The following is a 20,302-nucleotide window of genomic DNA, read 5'->3' as shown; positions in this document are numbered from 1 at the left end:
ATCCACGATCTCCGGCATGAGGCCACAAGCCGTCTCTTTGAAAAGGGCCTGAACCCCATGCAGGTCGCGGCCATCACGGGTCACAAAACTTTGCAGATGCTGAAACGCTATACTCACCTGCGAGCCGAGGATCTGGCGAAAATGCTAGGGTAACCTAGGTAAACAAAGCGGAAGAGGTTATGGGGCGGAACGAAATGAATACATTGACTGAGTTTACTGCTTTAGGTGTATTGGCAACTGCTATCGCAGCTGGCTCTACTGCACTTATGGCTTACTTTACAAAGCAGTCTATAAAAGAATCAGTGAAGCAAACTAAAAAAATAATCAGATACGAGAATGTTCCCGTGTTACAGATAGAGCAAGATTGGAGTGGTTCGGGATATAGCAGGAATCAGGCTATAGACTTTACTAGCGAAAGGGGTGAGGGGGCACTTTCTCCAACAGACTATGTTAACAAGTATAAGCGTGGTGATTACGAAATAAATTTACCGATAAAAAATATTGGCAAAGGTCCCGCCATAAATTGCAAGATCATCGTAACATTTCAACACGATTCTATAACCGCCAACGGGAGCCTTATGGCGCTTGGTGTGGGAGAAAGCACTCTACGCAATCAAAAACGAATATATGCAACAGTGAGTCACCCTAATCCTGCAAATTACAGCCACTCTCTTGGTGGTCAGTGGGTGATAACTTTACAATATAGCGATATATTTGGCAACATATATTACACTGATCATCATAAAGATCCCAACAAGGAATGGGGTATATTTAGGGAGAATGGACTGCAAAATTATCCTCGATGTAAGGCAATACCGTTGCTGTCTCGGTTTATAAAAATACGCAAGAATGTGGATTATAGTAACTGAACGACTTTCCCAGGCGAGATAAAACGTGTCTAGTCGCGTGGTATGCAAGTATTCGCGTAACAGATCAACGCGGCCTCGATGACTTCCTTTTGCACCGCATTGTCAAAGTGCTTCACGAGGTCATCTAGGGCCATGTGAGCGCGTCCACCCAGCATCACCGACACCTGCTTCCCGCTATACCCGCTATCCGTGAACCGGCGGCGAAAGCGGCTCGCGGCAACCCGCTCAGCGTTAGTCATTGGACGGTCTCCCTTTGGCTTGCGGCCCCTGCGTTTGGGTTGTTCGGCTATCTCAGTCATGCTGTCATCCTCCTGCGATCTGTCCATGTGGAAACAATACGCGACTAGACGCTCTATTGCAAGCATTATTATATAAGCGCGACTAGTTTCAAATAAAGTGGAAGCCTATTCGCGTCTAGTTTCGGTAACACAAATCTAGCGGCTTCTTCACCAGTAAGGTCAAACTAGCCGAAACGCTATTTTATCCATGATAGAGTTATCAATAAAATCATGGTGTTGCATTGCTATCGCGTGTGGTTTAGAGTCGTGTTTTCCATGGCGCAACGAGGTGCAAAATGAGTATGAAGACAGAATGTGGACAAAGTGTGGACAGCAACTGGGGCAACGTTCCGTGTCCTGCCGTATTTATGGGAATGGGTGACGCCGATCTGGCGGAGATGCACATGTGGTTAAGCAGGAATACTCCTGCTCGGGCGCTTTCGACGCCAAGCGCAAGCTATCAGGAGGGGGTGTATTTTTGCTTGGGGCAGGTCGGCATCGGTTTTACCGCAATTACTGATGCCGCAATCATCAAAACCTGGCGTGACCGTCATGGGTCCGAGTGGACCTGGAACGATGAAACGATGGAAGCTGACTGCGACGCGATGCGTCTCGTTGGGCAAGGCGTTGACTCGTCAGACCTGTCCAAAGATGAGTTCGCTGCGTTTGCGCAAGGCATGCTTGATGCGGCAACCGCCTGCGGGTGGGTTGGACCTTGCTGATCGCAAAGGCCGAAAGGCGCGTTAAACACTATCGGAAGCACCGCGCAATTAGCAAGTATCACGTCAATGAGAAGCCCCACAAAAAGTGGGGTATCATGTTATTTTACCTGGCGTCCCTCCACATTTCCGCCGTCGCCCCCTTTCCCCTTGGTGTCCCCCGCGCCCAAATTCCCGGCATTCGTCCCCGGATTCGTAGTGCTCTCTGGCTTTGCAGCACTGCTTCCAGCACCAGTGCCATTCATGGCCGCGTCTGCCTTTCTTTGCTTGTTCATGGCACCAACGCCATACGTCCCAGTCGCCAGCACTTTTGCCTTAGTTGCCCCACTCGTCGCCGCCTGTACGCCAATTTCCCCTTCGTGTAAGCCACCACCAGCACGAGCACCAAGGTAAAGTGGTACAACATCTGCGAGATGCGTGATCAGCTTCATAACGAGCTTAATCGATCCCCAGATCGTACCAATGATCACGGCAAGCACAGCAACTGACCCGACGATCCCGAGATGAAATCCATTCATTCCCATCATGTAGATGGTCATCGCCGCACCGACAAAATGGCCTACGATGAAGATCAGGAAGAACATGATAATAAAGCCAAACGTCAGCAAGACCGGCCGCATAACAATGCCTGTGGCCGCCGAGTATCCATACTTGGTTTCATTCGACGCAAATCCCTCCCCCTCGGCATAAGCATGCGCGGCGGCCCAGAGCGGCGCGGCGACCATCAGTTCCATGACGACAAACAGCCAGCCGATCACCGCGAAGATCATAATGACGCCGGGAATGGCAGGGATGACGTAGGCGATAATGGCACCCTCTACGACCAGAAATAACCCGATAGGCACAGCGAATTCGCTTGCACCACTCATAGCAGACACAGCACGTGCTCCGGCACCCATCACTTTGCCGGCGCCGTATGCCAGGGCTCCGCCGGTTGCTGCTGCTCCTGCGACTTCGGATGTGCCTGTGAGATCGGCCCCGGGCACGAACATGCCCGCAGCGAACCCCCCTGCATAGCCAACGCCTTTTGCGATGGCTATGGTGGCGCTGGGGCCAGCCGCGACGATGCCACCCGCCAGAATGATGTCGTGTCCGTCGGACATCATGTTCGCCAGCGGATTACCGGAGTCCAGAGACCTGACGACATTCATGACCTTTCCGCCCATCCAGCTTGCCCCACTTCCGGATGAAAGTACGCCGCCTGCGGACATCCCGGTGGTCGCCACAGCTTCCGCACTGCTCATGTAATTGTTACTGGATTCATAATGATTGATCGCTGCGTCTGCGGTAAGCATGACGGGTTCAACGAAGTTTCCAGAGTTTTGCGCGACATAAGCCATGTTCGGCATCATGATTTTAGGCTGCAACATCTTCAAGTAGGCTTGTGACGCGGCATTGATGTTGTTCAGCGTCCAGTAATAGAAAGAAGAGGATGCCCAGCCAAGACCAGACGCTTCGTTCGCGAAAGCCTGCGTTTGCGCGATAAGCGCCGACTGCTTGTTATTGTTCATCTGGTTGTAGGCCGTCGCCTGCTGAGTCTGATACATCTTCACCGCTGCTGCAATCTGTGATGGGAGAACAGGACTCGCGTCCGTCTGCACATTTTGATTAACGATTTGTGTTGCAATGGGGTAAATCTCATTCATCGCGCCGACGACGGCGTTTTTCTCAGACACACAGACAGGGTTGTTTTGCGCTGGCTGGACGACCGATGCCGCCAATGAAGACCCCGGCAAGCCAGATTGGGCCACGGCATTTGCTGTATAGTTGAAAGCGTTGGTTACCATGTTGCCCAGGCCAGATATCCAGCCACCACCAAAGGTTCCCTGGTTGGCACCCGTGCTGCTCTGCATCTGGTTGGAGCATGAGACCTCGATGGTGCCGAGTCCTGCGATAAACTGTTTTGCGGGCACCCCGGCAACAGTGGTGCCGGCAGCGGTGGAAGCCAGATGCTGGGTCAGTATCCAGTCTCCGCTGTTCACCCCGCCGCGCCAGATCCAACTGCTACTCAATGGCATATGATCCCGCTGAATCAGGTACTCCTGAGCAGTCGCCATCAACAACGCCTTACCGACAAACCGGTTGTCCCGCGTGGTGCTCTGCTGGCTCGGCATCAACGTCCCCGACATTTTCGGTATTTCATTGACAAACCCCGACCAGACATCATCGGCGACCCCGATACCCCAGTAAACTCCCAGCAACGCGATACACTGAATCAACGCGAGTCCTTTGGCCCAGGGCAGCGGAAACAGCATGGCGAAGGCGGCAGGGCCTCTAATTGGCGCCCAGATGCTGTGATAACGCTTCCCCAGGGGCGTCCCTTCGTGTGCCGTCGCCATCCCGCCGACCGTCGCTTGATAGACGAGCAAGGCGCTGACATACATGAGTAAGGCGATATCGAAAATGGAGAACAGGTGCGCCAGGACGGAACCTGCTCCGCTGGGGGCGCCGCCGGTCGCCAGTAGCCACCAGTTTGGCCCGAGCAGCGATGAAAGCAAGCCGGTAGAGATGTCCGTGCTGGGTGGTGACAACGAAATGCCGATGCTGCTCATGGGGTTTTCCTTTTAATAGTGTCTGCTTCTGTTAAGGTGTGCCAAGCGGAAACATTATTATTCGGCCTCTTCTTCAACCCCGGTTTCTGCCAGGTCCTCATGCTCTTGCTGGATTCGTGGCACCGGTAATGCGGGTGCATTTCCTCCAGTAAAGTCGGACATCTCGGTTACCATTTTCATCATTTCAAAAGCCATTCCCGCGCCGGGGATGAGCGCGTCCAAAGCTTGCCCAGCCATATGATCACCCATGATTTCGCCCACGCCTCCCCCTTCGCCTGGTTGCTGCGGTGGTTGGTCAACCTGCTGGTGTTCGGGTGGCTGGATGTTCAATTGCTTCGGCTGCTGTGGGTCTTTCTCTTTTTTAGCGGGTACGTCAATGACTGGTGGAATATCCACCTTCGGGGGGACGGCGCCCCAAATTGGTCGGGCATAACGCGGTAGCACCCATTGCGCCTGATGCTTCTCTCTGCTTCCTCGCTGGTTTGGATTTGGCTGGAATGGCCAGTCCAGCAACCCGACGTGCTCTGACCCTGCCACGGTCATGATTGCGCGAGGCCCCTTTTTCGTAACCTTCACTATTTGCCCAAGCTGCGAAGGCAACACCGTGTGCTCCTTCACCCGTTGGTAGCTGCCGCCCTGGCTGCTGCCTCCGCCTTGGCTGCTACCAGACTGCACGTTCGTAGATGCTGCGTAACGCTCCAATTCTCGCTCCCCCAAAATCGCCGCCGCCCATTTTTGGTCCTCTGGTTCAACTACGCGACCAACAATTTTGGTTGCAGTTTGCATGGCCCAGTCCCGCGCTATTGCTTTTGAGTACTCCTCTTCAATTTGGTTAATGCCTTGGCAACCCAAGGCAATTCTGACCCCTTTTGACCTCAGAACATCCAAGGCTTCCGTGATTGACGGAACCTTCCCCATTCTGGGAACCTCGTCGAGGATGAGCCAGATTCGCCGTTCGTCAGACGACTCGATGTCCGGCAAATCTTCCAGCTTCAATACAATTTGTTCGATCAGGCTGGCGCACCACGCTTTACTGATTGATTTCGCAGATGGACGGAATCCAAGGATGGCAATAGGTGGAACTTTGCCTGCAATCCATTTATTTACACTCCATTGCTTGCCCCTTGCCGCGTCTTTCAAATCATCCGCCGCCACCCCAAGGTTCACCACATGAGTGAGGTAAGCGGATATGTTGGCAAGAAAAGACGTGGTCGTTTTGCTATCCGCTCCGCCTGATATAAGTGACGCGGCTACTGGATTTTCTCGCGTTATTATTTCCTTGAGCACTTTGAAATCAGCGAGAGCTTCGGCGCAGCGCTTCGCCAATTCCGCGAAGCCCCAATCTTCGCCGTGTTCACGTTGAACATCGGATATGATGCCTGTAACCAATGATCTGGCCCCATTGGTCCACATCGGATTGTCTGATTTTTCAGGCTCAGGAATGAGCGTATTGGCCAAGGCTTCGGCGTCAAGCCGGGTGCGTATGTCTCGCCCCAGTGCCCATACCGCAGACCGTGTATCCCACGGCGCCAACAGCGCGAACTGCTTTCCGATTGCCTCACCTTTCCCTATTTTCTGTTCAAAATCTCCCTTGAAACTGAAGATAATGGCCTTATCCCCGCGTTCGATTATCTGGTTAATCACGGGCCAGAGAATGGTGGTTTTGCCTGCACCTGACCCGCCAACAATGAGCAGGTGCGAGGCTTCCAAGGCTTCGGTGGTCTGGATTTTGGGGTGGATTCGGATGCCCTGGTTTTTTCCTTTGACCGGCGGCGATGCTTCCAGAATCGCCTTTTGCATAAGTTGTGGTTTCCGTGTTAATTGGGATCCGCGAATGTGGATCTCGGCGGAGATGTTACCGGCGAAAAATCCCAAGATGCCGCCAGCGCACACCCCAACTGCGGCACCCGCAGAGAGTGGTAAAGCAAACGGCTGTGGGAATATTCCAGTTTGATGAATTGCCGCGATGATCGTGTCCGGAGATAGAAAACCCGCGCCTTTCCAGATTCCCACAAACTCCCAGCCCGCAACGTACCCGGCCAGGGCGCCAACTGCGGCACCCAAGCCTATAACCTCAAAAAAACCAGAGCCTGATTGAAAACGCGGATCGTTCGGGCCAGTGTATTTATCCATCAATATTCCTTGCGCACCTTGCTGAGGTAAAGATTTCTAGCGGGCTTGAAAAACCAGCCTGCCTGGTAAATGAAACGCCAGAACACTTTCTTTTCCCATTTTGTATTCATCATTCTGATCTCCTGTGCTGTTGACCTTCACTAATGTGCGCAAGGCGGAAACATTTTTATTCCCCGAGTTGCATCTCCGCCTCCGGCTCGGAGGAGAACTGATATGCCGCATGTTCGGGTTCTGGTTCACCTTCTCGCTCCTGCCCTGGCTCCACCTCCAGTGCGCGCTTTTCGGCAAGGTCACCCTCTCTCCCCAAGTCGCGAGAGGCCGCCCAGCGGGCGGTTTGGAGTTCGTCCAGACTTTCTGGCGCCTGCATCTTTGAGGCGTCAAGCGCGCTTTGCTTGTCTGCAAATTTGCCCCATGCCTTACAGAGTTTTTCAATGTTATCCGTGATAACCGTAAGTCCGTTTTTTTCTCGGCTGCAGGCAACATAGGCGCTTTCCGCAGTAGCAACCTTTGCTGCCTCGCCCACAACAATAACCTGCTCAACGGTGGCACCTTGGGAACTGTGGACGGTTCTGGCATAGGAATAGTCGATGACCTCTCTGCGCCGTGGGTCGATCGCCACCTGTTGGCCAGTGGCGGTCAGAATGATCGCTTTGCCGGTCTTTTCATCGACCCCAACCACCCGCCCCTGCGTGCCGTTTATAATGCCCCTCTCGGTATCGTTTTGCCGGAATACGATCTGGTCACCCACACTTAACAACATATCCCGTGATGTGTATGCGCTCATTCTCGCCTTGGCGGGATCAACGATGATCTGCTTTTTTGGGTCATCGAGTGCCCGCAAGGTAAGTTTTCCGCCGCCAGTGCTCGTTACGCTCCACTGAGAATCCTTAGCTGCCGATACCTCGCCGGTTTCTTTGTCTTTCACGTCAGCATTGAATTGCACGAGGACTAGACTGTTATCTTTGCCTTTGCTCACGTAATGCTCCGCGCGGGTGGCAGACTCGCGGGTCAGATCCAGTTTATCTAATGCTGTCACTGTGACCTCGCTTACACCTATGCTACCCTCCGCCCGTAACCCCTCGCGCACTTTCCCATTGATGGCCTGGCGGGTGGCGTTGGTGGCCGCCAACACAAGCGTTTGCTGTCTGGCGTCCGGGGTAAGGCTCAAGTATTCCCCAGCCGCCGCGTTGGCCAGCGCCACACTCTTGTCCTCGCCCTTCGGCACTGTGACTTCACGCATGTAAGTTTTGGCAAGCTCCACGCCTCGCACCGCGTCGCCCTTGGCGAATGACCGGGCGATTTCCCGTAACTTTGGATCTTTCTGCCGCTGTATTTCGTCGATTGTCGCGAATTTAATGACACCCTTTTCTAACATTTGCGCCAGAGGCGTTCCGGCTTCAACCGCGTGCAACTGGCGCGGATCACCAACAAATAAAATCCGCGCGCCCTCCGCATCCGCTTTCTTTAAAAAAGCATCCAGATCCTTCGCGCTGACCATTCCGGCCTCATCCATGATATATAGTTTTGGCTGACCCGCTTTGTCCGGGTCTATTTTCTGGAGATTGACGCTGGCCAGAGTGCGCACATCATCGCACCCTGCGCTGGTCAATTCGCTAGCCGCTTTGGTCGTAGGAGCAACCCCGATCACTTCATATCCGGCCTTTTTATACTCGTCGGCAATGACCGCCATGCTGGTGGTCTTACCGGCGCCAGCATACCCAACTATCCCCATATAACGGTCAGTGGATGTCAGGGCCAACTCGATGGCGGCACGCTGACCGCCACCGAATGTGAAGCCCTGTTTTTGCTCACGCTCCGCGATGATTTGCGCTACTCTGGGGTTTCCGGCGGCTTGGGCGGATTCAAGTCGCAAGCTTTCAAGTGGTCGCTCACCAGCACTTTCAGCGCCTGGCAATAAATCCGAATTTTGTCGCTGTCCGTTACCTGCCAAACGCTCTGAGCGCAATTCTTGCAGACCGTGGGCGGTGATATCAGTAAAGTCCTCAATGTGGGACGCGTCGCGGGCAGACTCATCGGGTTGATCAGTTGTTCCATTTTGATACTCCTTTTCAGCGGTTGATATTGATACTTCGAGTACAACGCTTTGTTCTGGTACAACGGCTTCGGACTTACCCTGGCCGTCTTTTGCCCGGTGGAGGATCTCCGCTTCGCGGTATAAAGCGGACTTGGTCGTGAACTGGCGGTCATGCAAACCTTCGGCCTTGCCTGCATAGACCAATCCCCCCGCTCTTGATTTGATGGCGCCGTCTATGGCCTCCGGTGAGACATCGCCCAGGCCAGCACTGAGCGCCTCTGCCTTGAGAGACTGTTCAGAAAAGACAGAATCGCGCTCTGATAGATGGCGGATGGCAGATTTAAGGGCATCCTCTGCCGTTATCTGCGCTACCGGAATACCAGTGGCCTCACGCATCACAGCAGCATCATGGATGGCGTGAAGGTCCATATTTTGTTCACGAAATTCGTGACGCCAGGCATAGAGTTGGTCAATCTGATTAAGTGTCGATTTATTACCTTTGGTTTTATTTTGTGCGGCCTGGCGCTCCTTCGCTGACACCTCACCACGTTCTCCGCCGATTTCGTTTTTTATATCCTGGGAACGGGGAGAAAAATATTCAATTTGCTCCCTGCTGATGCCTGCGATCTCAAAGTTGGCGCCCTTGCCTTTCTCGATCTGGTAACCCAACGCTTTCACCTGCCTGGCCAGTTCAGCTTTATATACTGTGTCAGCGGTCATTTTCTTTTCGTTGTTGTGGCCCCAGTCTAGCTTCATGCCAACCCATTTTCCGTCTGCGCGTTGCGTCATATTTGAGATGATGGCGTGCGTATGGAGATGAGGGGCTACCTGCCCCGTCGATGAATCGCGGGCATCTTCGTGGGTATAAAGCCCTGCGGTTAAACTCTCCGAAAAGTCGTTGCCCTTACCGCCGCCTTTGCCAATGCGAGCATGAACCATTTCCTGTTCCACATAACGCATGGCAGCCCTGACGGCGTTCTGGTGGGCCTGGACAATACGTGGATCCTCGACCGACATAATGGAAACGCTTTTCGGCGCCGCGATGGTTAATTCTTCTCCCATTCTGCGCGTTTCTGCCGCCTGACCACCTCTTGTCGATATGTCTTCCCCGGTATGCCTTACCTGACCGGATAACGCGCGCACCATATCTTCAGCCGTCACCGCCCCGGCAAGGCCCTGCGCTTCAGCGCCTTTTCCAAACCATTCCGATTGCGCACCACCACTCATTGAATAGTACCCGGTCGCTTTGACCTCCCCGGACCTAGTCATGTGCTCTTCGTATTTGCTTTCCATATATTTTGCTACGGCGGAAGGGGAACCCGATAAGTGCGTATTCCGGATCATGGCTTTGCCCTCCTGCGCGCTGCTTTTCGCTCAACATCTTGATTGATGTAATAGAAAAAGGCCGAGAGAAAACGGCTGTTGATAAGCATGTCTTGATCGCGTTTATCGCCCGCCAATGCTCGCGTAACAGCGGACTGGATAGACTTTTTTGCAAAGTGCGCAACGCCGCCTCCGATACGAATTTCATCTTGGGTCGGCGGGGTCATTCTGCACGCTCCTTTCTGGTGTATTTAGTGGTCATGGCCAATTTCCTTCATATGGTCGTACCGCGATTCATAGCGCACATTTTCTGCCGGGAAACCGTATTCAAAATCTGATTTTTTCTGTAACTCTAGACGGCGCTCGGTTACCACTTTTGATGCGCCTGGCATTTCGTGTTTCCGCGCCTGCCTCCGATGCTTTTGCAGCAGCATGACTCACCTCCTTATATTGATGGACCACCGGACGGGTTGGGTACCCTCATGAATGTGTGCCAAGCGGAAACAAATGTGGAATGAGAATGGGCGGCTGCCACGTGCAACGACCGCGTTACACAGTGGCGCTGGGAGTCTGGAGAGCGACCGTGCGTAGCGCCGGGAGCGGTGTAGCACAGAGTGCCGCGCAAACGGCACGGTCCCATCCCGATAGGGGTGGGGCTGTGCGTGATAAAGGGCACTGCGAAGCGGTGCCCGTCAATCCCGATTCTTTAAGACTAACATGGCAGATTGGCGACTTATTGACGGCTAGCATGGCAGTTAGACGGCTCATTGATGGCAATCTGACGGCATACGAATGGCGCACGTTTTCCCTACAGACAGCATTCCGGTGGCACTTTAACAGCGCAATTGTCCGACAAAAGCAAATTGGCGGCACACACGGCAGATTGGCGGCGAGTGTGGCGGATTGACGGCGCACATTTCCAAATGTTTCCGCTTAGCACACATATATATGGATGGCACTTGGACCATCCAAGGGGATTCAGAATGACAAGGAAACTGGATGATCTGGTGGCGCTCGGGGTGAATCCTTCGCGGCACGGTTGGCAATCACTGTTACTGGAAAATTACGAACAGATAACGAATGCACGGCGATTACTTTGGACCTGGGTGGATATTGCCGATGCCCTTGCCGTTCCGAAAGACAAAAGCGGGGACCTGGGCAAGGCGTTTCGCAGGATCAATGCGGGAATAAGAACTGGCAAAGTGATGGTGCCAAAGTCGGGCAAGAGTTCCCGCCAGCCGGCTATCAGTACAAGTACAGATGTTGCAGAAAATAAGCCTTCAAGAATTAAGTTTATCGGACCTCAATAAAGGAGCATTACCATGAAAAGCATTTTGGTGGTACACGGGGATAAGGGGGGTGTCGGCAAGTCCACATTTGCGGCTTTGGTGGCTGATTATGCTGTGCATACGTTTGGAAAAGCTGCGTTGGTCGAAGGGGACAGCACTATTTTCGATGTCGCTCCGCGTTTTGAGAACACGAAAGACATGAACATTATGGCCGTGGATTTGGCGAGGCCTGATATGTCTGAAGACGCGATTGTCGCACTCTTTGATGAAATTGAACGGGGCGTTGATGGTGATTCCCATATCATCATCAATACACCCGCCAGTGCCGGGAAGACGCTTGATGCCCAAGCGGACCTGATTGTTCCGGCAATCGAAGGGTTAGGCTATAAACTGGTAGTTTGCTGGATGGTGGATGTTGGTGAAGACAGCGCACGACTCAGCATGCAAAGCAAGATTTGCGAGCTGGCCGATCTAAAAGTTGCGGTGCGAAATACTAGGCTGAAATCCGTCGACGCATTGCCGTGGGCTACCCACAAAGCCCGCACTGCCTGGCTGCAAAGTGGCGGTCTGGAAGTCACGCTGCCCGGTCTGACTGAGCGGGTAGTCAGTAAGCTGCGGGAAATTCAAATGCCACTCTCTGAGATCGTCACCGCAGACGTTGGGCTTTCCGTCATCGAACGTCAGGCCGTCAAGCGCTGGGTAGACACAGCATGGGCTGAAGGTGTGGCACCCATTTACCAGACATTGGGAGAATGATATGGAGGATCTGAACGATTTGGAACACCTGGAAAATCTGGCGTGCGAGAGAGGGGACGCCACCCTCCCGGCATCGCAAGTGTCCGAAACCGAAACGCACCAAGGACAACCAGAACCTTCGGGTTATGACGTGATCGCTGATCTGCTGCCACACGAAGAACTCAAAGCGCTCAACAAATGGACGCAAACCTACCAATTACGGGGTGATGACCCGTTTTACGGGGGGTACATCATGACTAAAACAACGTTCGCCGCCGCGATAGCGGCGGGCAAAGCGGCAACGATCATCCATGATGAGGTGACAAGCATACCAGCCATGATTCAAAAGGCGGTGATTTCCGGTGGTGAAGATGTGGCTGGGCGGGTAAGGGCTGCCCTGGTGTCTAATTTGGGAGAGTTCGCACAGGCAATCGGCCAAGGGGTTCATCTAGCGACAGACCAGGCGGTTGTTAAGGTGCAAACCGCGTTGAAAGATTTTGACGGAAAAGTGGATAAGGCCATAATTGCCAGAAAGGATGCGGTGGTGGCGCAGTGGGTTCAGAGCGGTAGTGACGCATTGGACCAGAAGGTCAGAGAAGCCATAAAAACAGAACGTTCAATCAATCTGGTCATCATGCTTTTCGTGATTTTTGCTACGTTTCTTCTCGGCATTGTGTTGGGTACGCAGTTGCCTTGGCATTTTTAATTTCAGGTTTTGTGTGTCGCAGTGTTGCCCCCTGTTCGGGGGCTTTTTATTTGCGACTAGTCGCGGTAATAAAATGTTTTCATTATCGTGACTAGCCACGAAATTGGCTGCCGCTTTATTTGTAACTAGACGCGAAACAGGCTTATCCATGAAATCCACGGCCCGAAGCCCCGCCAACGGAGACCCCCAACAAGGGGTCGGTTGGCAGGCGGGGTTGTGGTCGGCAAGCTGGCGCGTGCGCTGGCTGGTCGTTACGCAGTAACGAGCCGTCCATCAAGGCGGTGGAGTTTGTGGGTAAGGTGGAGTATGGTATACATGTAACATGTGAGTCCTCATATGCATTTTATTACGGCTTATATATATGCAAAAAAAACAAAAGTGTTGCTCAGATGACGACTTTAAAAAGGCAGCTATAAGAGCTATAGAATTCAAGTCTGAAATTGAGCGTAAGATTGAATTTTATCAGAATAACAGCTTGCTTACTAAAATAAGCATGTCAATTGGTGGTATTTCAAAGATGAAGCGCCAAGGGTTCCATGTCGCGATAAGGCCATCACATTATATTTCTTGTATTTTGCCTTTTTCGAAACCGCATTGTTCACTCAACGATATGCAGCCCGCCTTTGCAGATCCTTATCTGACAATTCGTGGTAATTTTCAGATATATAGCCAGCATGGTACAAAGGAAGAGCTAGCAGAGATAGAACGCCTTAACAATATAACAGCCAGTTATGTAATGAATAACAATCAACCACATTATGATCTAGCTAGATATTGCACTATAGATGGATTTCCATTTTTTATTCCACTAGAAGGGAAAAATAGGGTTGACCTCTTTAGACGTCACTCACAAAGCATTCACGCAATGGTAACAGCAACCGAATATCCACGCCCTCACGAACTCTGTATTATCAAGACGCAACCCTTCAGCCTTTATTATTTACATCACAAAAATAAGCAGGGAGTCAATGTTGAGCCTCTAGCTTTTCCAAGCGTTTCCATCCCGATACTAAAGTGCTACGGTGTTCACGAGTGTGGCTTTACCCCTCTGTGGTTGCGTTCTTATTTAGAGTGGAGGCGGTCACGCAATCGGGTGACATCAAGTCAAATGCGTAGCTAGCTGCCTATCATGCGGCAAATACACTACCACGGCGGCGCCCCCCCTCTTGTTGACGGACAAAAAAGTATCATCCCGGAAAAAATAGTTTCATCCTGAACAATAAAGTATCATCCTGGCGTTTCCTCTGAATTACGGGGGGCTGGACCTGCTTGACAGACGCACCCGACTCTACCGCGAATAATGCAGGCATGGTCATGGGGTGGCGGTCCTCGGCGAGGCCTTGCTCACGGACGATTGGCTGCCGTAGTATTCTCTATGATCTGATGACAGTTAAAGACTGATAGCGGACGTTTGGGGCGGACTAGGATTTGCGTGATAGACTCGTTTTGTGTTGTGCTTGCACTTGACACCGCCTCTAACGTAGGGCAATGAAACTATGGCTATTCCTAAACGGTTAAAAAATGCGCCCCTCATCGAGGCGATATGGCAGATGCAGTTCAACGTGCCTGGGGCTGGGGACATTCTGGCGGGCCAGCTTTATAAGGCATTACAGGTAAGCCATCCCCACCTGAGGCATACACCTCTTCCAACGATCAACATTCCACCAATAGTTGCCGACATGGACCCCAACCTACGTTTTGCCCCGAAAATTCGGTTGGAAGATCCAGACAGCTCATTTCTTTGGCAGATTGGTAATCGTGTCGTTACTGTTAATTGTCGTGCGCCCTACGCAGGATGGGAGAGGTTCAAGGAAGAGATTGTGCAAACGATAGGTTTTATTCGTGAGAGCGGTTTGATCCAAACTACCGAGCGACACAGTCTGCGCTATATAGATTTGATAACTCTGGAGCCTGCCCCCGACCTGTCGTCCTTGCAGCTATCGATAAAGTTGGGGAAGTTCCAAATTGGTAAGAATCAATTGCAAATGCGGGTCGAACTCTCGGATGATGGTGTTGGTCATGTGGTTCAGATTTCTACACCAACCAAGGTGGGTCCGATTGGAGGCCAGCGCGAGGGAACGATAATTGACTTGGAGAGCTACACGCCTCAAGAGAAGAGCTGGGATGCAATGGTGAGCGAAATCGAAAGCTTGCATGATCGGTCTAAGACGTTTTTCTTTGAACAAATACTGACATCACATGCAATCGAACGAATGGACCCGGAGTATTAAAAACGATGAATGAATATGCTGTATCTATTGCAGCTAAGTCTTGTTACTTATTGCTTGCAACAACGTTAAGCTATAATATGACTTCAACATCTTCCATAGACGTTGAGCCGCATTATATTCCGTATTATTATAGTGCACCTGTTTCAGTGTCTATCAATTCCGCGCTAGACATCACTGGTGATGCTGTGGTCGATTACTACCAGCCACGCACTGAGTTAGGCAAAAAACTCATCGCTTTACGCCGAGAATACGTCTTAAACGGTGGTCGACTTCTTGCTGAACCTGAGTTGGCGGATGAAATTCGGCTGCGCAAGGGAGGGGGCTTGGGTGCCTAAGCGAACTTATATCGATTCTAATATTTTGATCGCAGCATTCTTAGGACAGGATGATTTAAGCAATAGCGCGTTCCAACTCATTGATGATAAGGATCGACATCTGGTTGCAAGTGATGCCGTTCGCTTGGAAACTCTACCAAAACCGCATTATGAAGGTAATCAAATAGAAGTCGATTTTTACGAAACAATTTTTGCTTATGCAGAGATGTTGCCATGGGATACCAATGTGCTCTACCATGCCCAACAGCTTGCGGAAGAAAATGGTATTGCAGCAATGGACGCGATTCATATATCGTTTGCGATTTCCGCGAAAGTTGATGAATTTGTCACAAAAGAGAAACCAACAAAACCAATGTTTAGGGTTCTGGATATCCCTATTCGATCTATTTCCTCCGCTTAGAAGAAAGCATATTAGGTGACAGTTTCCATTTCACCGACGGCTCCCTGTCGCGGTTGAGCTCTGAGCCCTGATGGTCGGCAGCAGACCGTTTCGGACGTTCATTGCCGGCGATAAAATAACATCATCCGACCCAAACCGGCCATCCAGCCTCGTGACAGTATACAGGGTGTAAACACTGATTGATTGACGGGTTGTTGGTCACATATTAGCGCGGAAAAGGCCCCCGCAAGGACCACCCGAGTTCGACAGTTAATCTCGCAACTCCTTGATATTGAAAATAGCGATTTCAAAACGCTCCACTACAACAGCGTCAATTGCTGAGACGCGGCTGGTTTTTTTACCCGGAGGGCATGCAGAACCTCGCTTTGACATTCCTGGATGGAAGACACCCCGGATACGGGTGGGGCGCCATTGAGACGAACTCGGTGATGCTGAATGCGGTGGAGTTGCTCCAAGGCTCGTTCCGGCGTCAGCCCGGTGTGACTCGCACGTAAACGACTGCGCATGACCCGATGCAGAATCAGCGCCATGAAGCAGATCGCTGCGTGCGCCCGTATCCTGTCGGGCAGGCGGTGGTAGACCGGGCCGATTTCCAGCTCGGATTTGAGCACTTTGAAGCCCCGCTCGATATCGGCGAGAGACTTATAGCGGGCCACGACCTCCGCCGGTGACAGGTCCTGCACATTGCTCACGAGCAGGAGCTTGCCATCCATCTTTTCCGCCAGGGTGCGTGCGCTTTTGTCGATGTCGTAGCTAAACTGCTGTGCGGCCATATCGACTTGGATGATGCGCGATAAATGCGCCTCGCAGACGGCATGGTAGAAGCGTGCCTTGGCACCGCTGTCGGAGAGTTTGCGTCCCCGATGCTTTTGCCGTCGTCCTGATCATCCAGTTTGCCGGCCCACTGGTCGCCCTGAGTAATCAGCGCTTCGATCCGCGCATTCCGCTTGGCGGTCTGGTCCGCCGCCGTCATGGGATCATGGGCGATAACCAGCCGCAGGTCGTTCCAGGTGCGCTCACCGATGACTTCTTCAGTGGCAGTGTTGCACGACTCCCGCTGGAAACTATCCAGCAGATCGGTAAATTCATGGTACCGCCGCCCCGGTACGGCCAGGATAAACTCCAGCGACTGCCCGTTGGCCAGCCGGATCGCCTGCAACGCCTCCAGATTGTCCAGACTCAACAACCCGCGATCCGCGATGAGCACCAGGCGCCGCACTGTCGGAAAGCGCTCCAGCACTTTGCCCAGGGTCGGCAGCAGCGTTTTGGTCTCAGCGGTGTTGCCATCGAAGACCTCATGGTAGATCGGCAAACCTTCTGCAGTCTGCACGACCCCAGCATGAACTGGCGAGCGATCAGACCTTCCTTGGCCATCCCGAATTGACGGACGTCCTGGGGAACCGTGACCAGGCCTTCACTGCGGATCGTGGTGAGGTCATAGAAGACCACGGACAGGTCCTGATCGATCAGGGGGCGCAACAGTCCGGCTACCACAGCATCTACGGCACTCTGTTGCTCCATCAGGGCATCCATGCTGCGCAGGAGTTGCTGGTGGGTAATCGTTGTCACGGTGACATCCGGCAAGGCGACGGTTTCCACCCAGCGCAGTACGCCCAGTTTCGATTCGGGATCGCAGAGCCGGTTGAGGACCATCACCCGGATCAGCGCTTCCACATCGGTCGTATGGCGGGTCTTGCGGAACACCTGACGTAGGGCGCTGAACCCCAGCTCCTTCCAGAGTTCGGTCAAGGCCCAGACATCGCCAAAAGCACGCGCTGCTTCAAAAGCGATGGATGGTGGAGAAATCATTGGCGTCGGGGTGGGTACCTGGCCGCTGACCTTCATCAGGCCCTGAATCACGGCATTCAACTGACTGTCGACCTGATCCAGCCGCCCAAGTGTGGCGACGGTACGCTTTTTGACCTTTCCGGCATCATCCCGGTAGGACTCGACAAGCTGGACATAGCGGCGGCTGCCGGAGGTGGTGATCTTCACATGCATGCCGCCACTTTATCAGCGTTCATAGGCATGTCAATAAAAGAGCCTAAGTGATAAAACGTGCCACCACAGAAGTTTTAGAAAATACGCGCTGAAACCCCTATGAATGCTGGGGCGACGTTACGAAATTGACGATTTTTGCCGATGAACTGTCGAACTCGGGGGACCAGATTCTTGGTATCTGAAAAACCACGGTTTAATGGGTAACTGTCGCCCCTGTCTGACAGCTTAGGCTGCTGTCTAGGAACTTTTGTCCACTATAGCTTAGAGCTTCAATACGTTAGGAATCTTCAAGAAAATTCAGAAAGTTGGTATTAGTTTTTGAGAAAGTCTAATAAACATTGCGGTGTTTCAGCATACTGTGAAAGCTCTGAAAGTATATTATTCTTCGATAAGTTAAGCCCAACCCTACCTTTCGTTTTGAAAAATTGTGGATTTTCGGAATTTCTATCATCTCTTAATAACGTCAAAAATATCCTCAAGAACTCTATAAGATATTTTCCCCTGTAGCAACATGGTTTATTTTCTAAGAGGATAAACTTTGAAATCTGCTTTAACAGCTCGGCATCATCAATATCGCTCGCGTCTGGAAACAATTGTGAGAAAGTCTCAACTTCATATTTCTGTTCAATGCCACCCAGAGAAATACGAACCATACTTGTAATATCTTGCCCGCGCAGGTTAAGTCTCGATCTTGAATTCTCATTTTTAACGTGCAAAAAAATAAAAGCATTCAGAATTGTTGTTGAATCACAGAACTCATTTATCAGTCTATCGTAAACCTTGATAAGATATTCCAATTCGCTTTCTTCAGAATCATCAGAGAGGCTCTCCACGCCATATTCATTAGTTAGTATTCTGCGAACCGCGCTTACACTTACATAAAAATTCTCTATTGAATAACAAGGCGTGACATACAATTTTTCAGAGCATGCATAGTGACATAACTCATCAAAGTCTCTATCAACAAAAAAAATATGTTAGCTTTAGATAGTTTTTCATGCTTAACAACGAGGTTATGAAGTTTCAAAACATCCGCTTTTCCATGACAAGATAGCGGGTAGCTACCACCACTACTTGCGCGGATCACTCCGTCAATTCTAACGCTATAGTACTTCGCATCATTTCCTTCGAATACAAAGAAAAAAGCCTCATGATTTTTTTCATATGCTAATATAATCTTTTGGTATAGTACCGTATAGTTTTCACGACTCCGTCTAAGATCAGAAACAAGATCAGCCATCGCTTCGCTCCCGATAACTAACATTCAATGCTTCAGCATAACTATCAAGTTGATTTTCGAATATAAAAGGAGAATGCGTTGCAGCGAGTAATAAGCCGCATTGCCCAGAAGCAATAATGTCAGGTAATAGAGTCTTCTGCCACTCAATGGAAAGAGACAATTCCGGCTCATCAAAAATTATTAAGCTTTTTTTCGTCGATTCCAGATATAGCTTCGAGAATATAGATACAAGCTGTTTTTCTCCCGAAGACAGCTTCTCTAATAAAACTTCAGTTTCTGTTCTTTTATTTATCACCTTGATGGTTACATTACTTTCGTCGTACCTGATTTCCTTGCCTCTCAAGTAATTGTTTGAAACCTTAACAAACTCCTTGATTCTATTGTCTTTATCTTTTTGTTGCTCATAAATATCTAGGAGATTAGATAAAAAATAGGCGAGCGTACGGTGGTTATCATTTCTTATATCCCCAGACTCAACCAATGATAAAATTTTCGTCTTTGTTTCTTTTGAGACGTTTGCTCCAAGCCGATCCAGTACAATTTCCAATGCTTCTGGATTCGAAATCTTTTCGAGCTGTTCCTGATCTACAAAAATACCCGTCATTAATTCATCTAACATTCTTCCGCTAATTTTGGAGTACCAAGTAATTGCTGACTCAATAATTTCTGAAGTTACCTTTTTGAATCTTCCCGACACGTCACGCATGCCAAAATGGATTAGTTGCTCGTTCTCATCAGAAAACTCCCCTTCGTAACCCAATCTCTTAAGGTCCTCTTCAACACGTCTGTAAGTTGGTAAATAAAAAACTTCTAAAGGTGTGGAAATTTTTATTTGATTTTTTATTTCAGAGAGATTGGAGGAAAATAAATCATCATTCAATTCATTGCGAATCATCTCCAGCATACGCTGAAGTTCCATGGTTGGGCCAGGAAACATTCTATTTGCCGTTTGGAACTCTTTAGTTGCCCTAATACCCTCTAATTTATCGATGGTTATAGCCTGTTCAATAAGGTTCTTGGTGGTGCTATCTCCTAAATATCGTGTTAGCCGTTTGTAATGTAAATTGCGTTCCAAATTGCTGGGGAGCTCCACCGCAATGTCGTTCCTCGATAACTCCACATGCTCTTCACTTGAGAATTCAAGTATTATTTTTTCAAACTCAATTTGTGATAATCTTCTGAATTGACCCGTAAGCAAATAAAATAAGGAGTTCAGCACCGTAGTTTTCCCAGTGCCATTTTCAGCAATGATTATTTTGTAAGCGGAATCAAATTCAAGATGTACATCCTTATCGCCGTGCAAACCAGTAATCTTGAATGACCGTATGCATGGATTGAGTTTTGTATCCACACCAGACTCCTCATAATTTTAAGCAAATAGGCCCTAATAAAAAATGGACAGTGGTTTAATCTGTCGCTGCACAAGATTGCGCCAAGATTTAACATAAACTGGTAT

At 50.6% G+C, this 20,302-nt stretch carries 20 protein-coding genes and 1 pseudogene; 10 read left to right on the top strand and 11 right to left on the bottom strand.

The window, feature by feature from the left end; genetic code table 11:
* Window positions 1-153: a tyrosine-type recombinase/integrase gene (locus H2515_RS16360; protein WP_269802071.1), complete on the top strand. Its 153-nt coding sequence runs from the start codon at window positions 1-3 to the stop codon at window positions 151-153.
* Between the two features lie 41 nt (window positions 154-194).
* Complete coding sequence (locus tag H2515_RS13155) at window positions 195-869, top strand: hypothetical protein (RefSeq protein WP_198660352.1); 675 nt, start codon at window positions 195-197, stop codon at window positions 867-869.
* 29 nt (window positions 870-898) lie between these two features.
* On the opposite strand, the gene H2515_RS13150 is transcribed toward H2515_RS13155, so the two are convergent.
* The gene (locus tag H2515_RS13150; RefSeq protein ID WP_198660351.1) at window positions 899-1,168 is read right to left on the bottom strand and encodes a hypothetical protein; all 270 of its coding nucleotides are present in this window, start codon (window positions 1,166-1,168) and stop codon (window positions 899-901) included.
* 275 nt (window positions 1,169-1,443) lie between these two features.
* Between H2515_RS13150 and H2515_RS13145 the strand changes: the two genes are divergently transcribed.
* Window positions 1,444-1,869, top strand: a complete 426-nt coding sequence (locus H2515_RS13145; protein ID WP_198660350.1) for a hypothetical protein — start codon at window positions 1,444-1,446, stop codon at window positions 1,867-1,869.
* Window positions 1,870-1,967: 98 nt separating this feature from the next.
* Here H2515_RS13145 and H2515_RS13140 read toward each other — a convergent pair whose 3' ends face one another.
* The 5 genes from H2515_RS13140 to H2515_RS13120 all read right to left on the bottom strand — a co-directional run bounded on the left by H2515_RS13140 (window position 1,968) and on the right by H2515_RS13120 (window position 10,343).
* Window positions 1,968-4,418: a DotA/TraY family protein gene (locus tag H2515_RS13140; protein WP_198660349.1), complete on the bottom strand. Its 2,451-nt coding sequence runs from the start codon at window positions 4,416-4,418 to the stop codon at window positions 1,968-1,970.
* A 57-nt stretch (window positions 4,419-4,475) separates the two neighbouring features.
* A complete protein-coding gene (locus tag H2515_RS13135; protein ID WP_198660348.1) occupies window positions 4,476-6,551 on the bottom strand; it encodes a type IV secretory system conjugative DNA transfer family protein in 2,076 nt (691 codons plus the stop codon).
* 166 nt (window positions 6,552-6,717) lie between these two features.
* Complete coding sequence (gene mobF / locus H2515_RS13130; RefSeq protein WP_232821395.1) at window positions 6,718-9,930, bottom strand: MobF family relaxase; 3,213 nt, start codon at window positions 9,928-9,930, stop codon at window positions 6,718-6,720.
* The gene (locus tag H2515_RS13125) at window positions 9,927-10,136 is read right to left on the bottom strand and encodes a hypothetical protein (RefSeq protein ID WP_198660346.1); all 210 of its coding nucleotides are present in this window, start codon (window positions 10,134-10,136) and stop codon (window positions 9,927-9,929) included. Before H2515_RS13125 ends, mobF begins: the two co-directional genes overlap by 4 nt.
* Before the next feature lie 24 nt (window positions 10,137-10,160).
* The gene (locus H2515_RS13120) at window positions 10,161-10,343 is read right to left on the bottom strand and encodes a hypothetical protein (protein ID WP_198660345.1); all 183 of its coding nucleotides are present in this window, start codon (window positions 10,341-10,343) and stop codon (window positions 10,161-10,163) included.
* Between the two features lie 549 nt (window positions 10,344-10,892).
* Between H2515_RS13120 and H2515_RS13115 the strand changes: the two genes are divergently transcribed.
* The 7 genes from H2515_RS13115 to H2515_RS13085 all read left to right on the top strand — a co-directional run bounded on the left by H2515_RS13115 (window position 10,893) and on the right by H2515_RS13085 (window position 15,605).
* Window positions 10,893-11,219, top strand: coding sequence for a hypothetical protein (locus tag H2515_RS13115; protein WP_198660344.1), 327 nt, complete (start codon window positions 10,893-10,895; stop codon window positions 11,217-11,219).
* A gap of 12 nt (window positions 11,220-11,231) precedes the next feature.
* Window positions 11,232-11,954: a P-loop NTPase family protein gene (locus tag H2515_RS13110; RefSeq protein ID WP_198660343.1), complete on the top strand. Its 723-nt coding sequence runs from the start codon at window positions 11,232-11,234 to the stop codon at window positions 11,952-11,954.
* A gap of 1 nt (window position 11,955) precedes the next feature.
* Window positions 11,956-12,639: a hypothetical protein gene (locus tag H2515_RS13105; protein ID WP_198660342.1), complete on the top strand. Its 684-nt coding sequence runs from the start codon at window positions 11,956-11,958 to the stop codon at window positions 12,637-12,639.
* A 361-nt stretch (window positions 12,640-13,000) separates the two neighbouring features.
* On the top strand, window positions 13,001-13,759 hold the full coding sequence (locus H2515_RS13100; protein ID WP_198660341.1) for a hypothetical protein: 759 nt from the start codon (window positions 13,001-13,003) through the stop codon (window positions 13,757-13,759).
* Window positions 13,760-14,135: 376 nt separating this feature from the next.
* Window positions 14,136-14,870, top strand: coding sequence for a TIGR04255 family protein (locus tag H2515_RS13095; RefSeq protein ID WP_198660340.1), 735 nt, complete (start codon window positions 14,136-14,138; stop codon window positions 14,868-14,870).
* A 5-nt stretch (window positions 14,871-14,875) separates the two neighbouring features.
* Window positions 14,876-15,205: a hypothetical protein gene (locus H2515_RS13090; protein ID WP_198660339.1), complete on the top strand. Its 330-nt coding sequence runs from the start codon at window positions 14,876-14,878 to the stop codon at window positions 15,203-15,205.
* Entirely contained in the window at window positions 15,198-15,605 is a 408-nt protein-coding gene (locus tag H2515_RS13085; RefSeq protein ID WP_198660338.1) for a type II toxin-antitoxin system VapC family toxin, read from the top strand. The genes H2515_RS13090 and H2515_RS13085 overlap by 8 nt, the downstream gene beginning before the upstream one ends.
* 299 nt (window positions 15,606-15,904) lie before the next feature.
* Here the strand turns inward: H2515_RS13085 and H2515_RS16635 are convergent, their stop codons facing one another.
* From H2515_RS16635 to H2515_RS13065, 5 genes and pseudogenes are all read right to left on the bottom strand, one after another.
* On the bottom strand, window positions 15,905-16,390 hold the full coding sequence (locus tag H2515_RS16635) for an IS1634 family transposase (RefSeq protein WP_456298309.1): 486 nt from the start codon (window positions 16,388-16,390) through the stop codon (window positions 15,905-15,907).
* Window positions 16,294-17,606 (bottom strand): annotated as a pseudogene (locus tag H2515_RS13080) (IS1634 family transposase). The gene H2515_RS16635 and the pseudogene H2515_RS13080 overlap by 97 nt, the downstream one beginning before the upstream one ends.
* A gap of 311 nt (window positions 17,607-17,917) precedes the next feature.
* The gene (locus H2515_RS13075; RefSeq protein ID WP_232821394.1) at window positions 17,918-18,523 is read right to left on the bottom strand and encodes a DUF4435 domain-containing protein; all 606 of its coding nucleotides are present in this window, start codon (window positions 18,521-18,523) and stop codon (window positions 17,918-17,920) included.
* The gene (locus H2515_RS13070) at window positions 18,496-18,846 is read right to left on the bottom strand and encodes a hypothetical protein (RefSeq protein ID WP_198660337.1); all 351 of its coding nucleotides are present in this window, start codon (window positions 18,844-18,846) and stop codon (window positions 18,496-18,498) included. The genes H2515_RS13075 and H2515_RS13070 overlap by 28 nt, the downstream gene beginning before the upstream one ends.
* Window positions 18,839-20,197: an AAA family ATPase gene (locus tag H2515_RS13065; protein ID WP_198660336.1), complete on the bottom strand. Its 1,359-nt coding sequence runs from the start codon at window positions 20,195-20,197 to the stop codon at window positions 18,839-18,841. Before H2515_RS13065 ends, H2515_RS13070 begins: the two co-directional genes overlap by 8 nt.
* Window positions 20,198-20,302: the final 105 nt, after the last annotated feature.

This window comes from Acidithiobacillus ferrivorans (assembly GCF_016250455.1).
Lineage (GTDB): Bacteria > Pseudomonadota > Gammaproteobacteria > Acidithiobacillales > Acidithiobacillaceae > Acidithiobacillus > Acidithiobacillus ferrivorans.
This window is presented reverse-complemented; position numbering and strand designations above follow the sequence as displayed.

Bases quoted from the DNA above. Each gene is read 5' to 3' on its own strand.
- mobF (WP_232821395.1), bottom strand. From the start codon at position 9,930: ATGATCCGGAATACGCACTTATCGGGTTCCCCTTCCGCCGTAGCAAAA.
- H2515_RS13150 (WP_198660351.1), bottom strand. From the start codon at position 1,168: ATGACTGAGATAGCCGAACAACCCAAACGCAGGGGCCGCAAGCCAAAG.
- H2515_RS13095 (WP_198660340.1), top strand. From the start codon at position 14,136: ATGGCTATTCCTAAACGGTTAAAAAATGCGCCCCTCATCGAGGCGATA.
- H2515_RS13120 (WP_198660345.1), bottom strand. From the start codon at position 10,343: ATGCTGCTGCAAAAGCATCGGAGGCAGGCGCGGAAACACGAAATGCCA.
- H2515_RS13105 (WP_198660342.1), top strand. From the start codon at position 11,956: ATGGAGGATCTGAACGATTTGGAACACCTGGAAAATCTGGCGTGCGAG.
- H2515_RS13135 (WP_198660348.1), bottom strand. From the start codon at position 6,551: ATGGATAAATACACTGGCCCGAACGATCCGCGTTTTCAATCAGGCTCT.
- H2515_RS13100 (WP_198660341.1), top strand. From the start codon at position 13,001: ATGCAAAAAAAACAAAAGTGTTGCTCAGATGACGACTTTAAAAAGGCA.
- H2515_RS13115 (WP_198660344.1), top strand. From the start codon at position 10,893: ATGACAAGGAAACTGGATGATCTGGTGGCGCTCGGGGTGAATCCTTCG.
- H2515_RS13125 (WP_198660346.1), bottom strand. From the start codon at position 10,136: ATGACCCCGCCGACCCAAGATGAAATTCGTATCGGAGGCGGCGTTGCG.
- H2515_RS13070 (WP_198660337.1), bottom strand. From the start codon at position 18,846: ATGGCTGATCTTGTTTCTGATCTTAGACGGAGTCGTGAAAACTATACG.
- H2515_RS13140 (WP_198660349.1), bottom strand. From the start codon at position 4,418: ATGAGCAGCATCGGCATTTCGTTGTCACCACCCAGCACGGACATCTCT.
- H2515_RS13145 (WP_198660350.1), top strand. From the start codon at position 1,444: ATGAGTATGAAGACAGAATGTGGACAAAGTGTGGACAGCAACTGGGGC.
- H2515_RS13110 (WP_198660343.1), top strand. From the start codon at position 11,232: ATGAAAAGCATTTTGGTGGTACACGGGGATAAGGGGGGTGTCGGCAAG.
- H2515_RS13090 (WP_198660339.1), top strand. From the start codon at position 14,876: ATGAATGAATATGCTGTATCTATTGCAGCTAAGTCTTGTTACTTATTG.
- H2515_RS13155 (WP_198660352.1), top strand. From the start codon at position 195: ATGAATACATTGACTGAGTTTACTGCTTTAGGTGTATTGGCAACTGCT.